Origin of the sequence: Streptomyces durbertensis, assembly GCF_014156695.1 — a bacterium.
Taxonomy (GTDB): Bacteria; Actinomycetota; Actinomycetes; order Streptomycetales; family Streptomycetaceae; genus Streptomyces; species Streptomyces durbertensis.
The window spans coordinates 1-4117 of sequence record NZ_WMLF01000466.1 but is presented as its reverse complement, the minus strand read 5'-3'; the positions used below and the strand labels follow the sequence as shown (position 1 = coordinate 4117).

The following is a 4117-nucleotide window of genomic DNA, read 5'->3' as shown; positions in this document are numbered from 1 at the left end:
TACCGGGACTGAGCGCACCGCCCCGCCGGTGCGGCGGCACACGAGTTGGACATGTCGGAGACGAGAGCAGCGAGGTGATCGATGGGGTCCCCCGGGCCCGCCGCGTCGGTGATGAGCCGGGAGGAGGCCGACCGCGCCCTGGCGCGGCTGACCGCCGAGCGGGAGGCGATCGAGTCGTCCCTGCTCTCCCTCCAGGACCACGCCGGCCGACGGCTGCTGGAAGGCGCCGAGTTGACCGGTACCACCAGGCACCGGTGGGCCAGCGCCGAGCACGCGGTCTCACTGCTGTGGACGCAGTTCGACGCCTACGGCAGGGCGCTGGCGCGGGCACAGGAGATACGCGGCCGACGACGCTGGCCCAACCGGGACGACCTCGTCGAACTGACGGCGCTGCTGCGCGGCGAAGGGGTGACCGTCTCCGGCGGCACGGCGGGCGCCGCCGGCGGCCGGCTCGCCGAACGGCTGAGTCTGGAGTCCCTGGTCGAGCGGATGAACGCCGGCTACGCCCGCGCCCTGGACGTGGTCGTCGCCGCCGACTCCGTCTGGTCGGCGCTGCCGGCGCGGATAGACCTCCTCTCCGCCGAACTCCAGCGCATCCGCTCGCTCGCCGGCTCCGTCGGCGTCCGCCCCGGCGAGCACCCGGCCGGTGACGACCTGGCGGAGATCACCACCGAACTCACCGCGCTGCGCGCCGAGGTGATCAGCGACCCGCTCGCCTTCTGGCTGCCGGAGAGCGGCAGCAGCGTCCCCGGCAGCGGCCGGCCGGACACCGTGCGCTACGACCGGGCGGCCCGGGCGCTGGAGGACGTGCGGCGGGAGATCGACGCCGTGCTCGGGGTGCGGCAGGACGCCGAACAGCGGCTGGCCGGACTGCGGGACGTGCTCTCCCGTGCCGACCGCACCCTCGCCGAGGCGCGCACCGCGCGAGGTGAGGTGCTGGCGAAGATCGCCTCGTTCGACGTGCCGGCCGTCAGCGGCCCGCCGACCGCGCTGTACGAGGAGTTGGCAGCGGCGGCCGAGTACCGCAGACGCGCCCGGTGGCACCGGCTGTCCCCGCTCCTGGACAGTCTGGAGCAGCGCGCCGAGGACGAACTGCGGCGCGCCCGCGAGGCGTTGTCGGCGGTGACCGCCCCGCTCGCGGTCCGCGCCGAGCTGCGCGGCCGGCTCGACGCCTACCGGGCCAAGGTCGCCGAGCACGGGCTGGCCGACGACCCGCTGCTCGCCGAACGCTACGAGTTCGCCCGCCGACTGCTGTGGAGCGCGCCCTGCGACCTGCGCGCCGCCGAGTCCGCCGTGCTGCGCTACCAGCACGCCGCCGTCGAGACGCTGGCACCCCGGCCCGACCCGGCCGACCGGACGGGAGGCCGGGAAGGATGAGCACCACCGAGACCGGCGCCGGAACCGGCACCGGGCACAAGCGGCCCGACTGCGAACGGCCCGACTGCACGGGCGCCGTGGAGGACTTCGGCGACGGCGAGCTGTACTGCGACGTGTGCGGCTTCCCCCCTGACGTCTCACCCGACGGTGTGATCGCCTCGCGCGCCACCGGACTGGCCACGGCCGCGCTGCTCTCCGGCGGAAGGCCGGGATCCCCGCCGGCCTCGGCGAGGACACACCGCACGGCGGGTCCGAGCGGTCCAACGGGTTCGCCGGCCGGTTCAACGGAGTCGTCGGCCGGTTCAACGGGTTCGTCGGCCGCGCTGTCGACGGCCTCCGGCGTCTCCGTGCGCGGCTCCCGCCGGGACACCGGCTCCGCGGCGTCCCGCAAGCGGCTCGGCGCCGGCCTGGTCAGCGTGCCCGAGGTGCCGGGACCGGACCCCGCGTCCGCCGTACTGGAGGACCCGCGGGTCCCCGAACGCAAGCGGTTCTGCGGCAACCCGGAATGCGGCGGCCCGGTGGGACGTTCCCGCGACGGGCGGCCCGGCCGCACCGAGGGCTTCTGCACCCGCTGCGGCCGGCCCTACTCCTTTGTCCCCCGGCTGCGCCGAGGCGAGATCGTCGGCGGCCAGTACGAGATCGTCGGCTGCCTGGCCCACGGCGGCCTCGGCTGGATCTACCTCGCGATCGACCACCCGCTGGACCGGCGCTGGGTGGTGCTCAAGGGCCTGCTGGACACCGGTGACGAGGACGCCATGGCCGCCGCCATCGCCGAGCGCCGCTTCCTCTCCCAGATCGAGCACGCCAGCATCGTGCGGGTCTACAACTTCGTCGAGCACCTCGACCCGCGCACCGGCACCCGCGACGGCTACATCGTCATGGAGTACGTCGGCGGCAAGTCGCTGAAGGACATCGCCAACGACCGCCGCACGCCCGGCGGCGGCCGGGACCCGCTGCCCGTCGCGCAGGCCTGCGCCTACGGCATCGAGGCGTTGGAAGCCCTCGGCTACCTGCACAGCCGGAATCTGCTCTACTGCGACTTCAAGGTCGACAACGCCATCCAGCAGCACCACCAGCTCAAGCTGATAGACATGGGCGCGGTACGGCGGATGGACGACCCCGACGGCGCCGTCTACGGGACCGTCGGCTACCAGGCGCCGGAGGTCGGCGACGTCGGCCCGTCGGTCGCCTCCGACCTGTACACCGTGGCGCGCACCCTGGCCGTGCTGACCTTCGACTTCCGCGGCTACACCAACGTCTTCGTCGACAGCCTGCCCGCGCCGGAGCACGTCGAGGTGTTCCAGCGGTACGAGTCGTTCTACCGGCTGCTGGTGCGGGCCACCGACCCCGACCCGCGCCGCCGGTTCGCGTCCGCCGAGGAGATGGCGGAGCAACTCACCGGCGTGCTGCGGGAGGTCGTCGCGCTGGACACGGGCGAGCCGCAGCCCGCCGTGTCGACGCTCTTCGGCCCGGAGACGACCGTCGTCGACACCGGGCTGCTGGCACGCCTGGACGGTGACGCCTCCGCGCTCGGCTCCCGACGACAACCCGCGCGCCGCCGCCTGCTCCGCCGCCGCGGCGCCGGCACCCCCGGTTCCGGGACGCGGCCGGAGGTCGAACGGCCTTCCGGCGGAGCGGCGCTCGCGGCACCGCGCTTCCGCGAGACGGCACTCGCCCTGCCGCTGCCCCGGGTCGACGAGAGCGACCCGAACGCCGCGTTTGTGACCGGCCTCGGCGGCGCCCCGCCGGAGGACGTGCTGACCGCGCTCGACGCCGCCCCCGCCGACTCCGTCGAACTCCGACTCCGCCGCCTGCGCGCCCAACTCGACCTCGGCGCGGGCCGGTCGTCCGACGCGGCCGCCACGCTCGCGGACCTGCTCGCACGCCACCCCGACGACTGGCGCGTCCTCTGGCACCGCGGCCTCACCGCCCTCACCGAAGGCGACCGGGAGACCGCCGCCCACGCCTTCGACGCCGTGTACGACGCCTTTCCCGGGGAGACCGCGCCCAAGCTCGCGCTGGCCGTCTGTGCGGAGGCGCTGGGCCAACTCGACCACGCGGCCGAGTACTTCCGGCTGGTCTGGACGACGGACCCGAACCACGTCAGCGCGGCCTTCGGCCTCGCCCGCGTGCTGCTGGCGGCGGGACGGCGGGCCGAGGCCGTGGCCGCCCTGGAATCCGTCCCGGCCGTGTCCATCCACCATGTCTCCGCACAGGTCGCCGCCGTCCGTGCGAGACTTCGCGGACGCGCGCCGGACGAGCCGATGTCGGCCGACCTGTACGCGGCGGCCGACCGGGTCACGCGGCTGCGCAGGCTCGGCCTCGACGCCCGGCGCCGGGAGCGCCTGGTGACCGAGGTGCTGGGCGCCGCGTTGGACTGGGTACTCGCCGGCCGGCACGGCGAGCCCGCCGGCCGGCACGGCGAGCCCGCCCCCCTGCTCGGCTGCCCGCTGGACGAGACGGGACTGCGGCTGGGGCTGGAACGGGCCTGCCGGATGCTGGCCCGGCTCGCGACCGGCCGCGACGAGAGGATCGAATGGGTGGAACGCGCCAACCGCCTCCGCCCCAGGACGTGGGTGTGACGATGCCGCAGCTCGACAGGATCTCCCTCTGCCCCGGCTGCGCCGAGCCGTTCGAGGAGACGGACCGCTACTGCGGCGTCTGCGGCACGGACCGCTACGCGGCCGGACGGCCGACCGCGGGGCCGGCGGAGGCCGACGACGCCCCGACGGTCGTGCTG

Annotated in this window: 2 protein-coding genes; both read left to right on the top strand. The window is 75.1% G+C overall.

Translation table 11 applies throughout. The features are described 5' to 3' along the window. Window positions 1-81: 81 nt before the first annotated feature. Window positions 82-1377 carry a coiled-coil domain-containing protein gene (locus tag GL263_RS22755; protein ID WP_182857621.1) on the top strand — a complete coding sequence of 432 codons (1296 nt, stop codon included), beginning with the start codon at window positions 82-84 and terminating at the stop codon, window positions 1375-1377. Then, on the top strand, window positions 1374-3959 hold the full coding sequence (locus tag GL263_RS22750) for a serine/threonine-protein kinase (protein ID WP_182857620.1): 2586 nt from the start codon (window positions 1374-1376) through the stop codon (window positions 3957-3959). Before GL263_RS22755 ends, GL263_RS22750 begins: the two co-directional genes overlap by 4 nt. Window positions 3960-4117 lie beyond the last annotated feature (158 nt).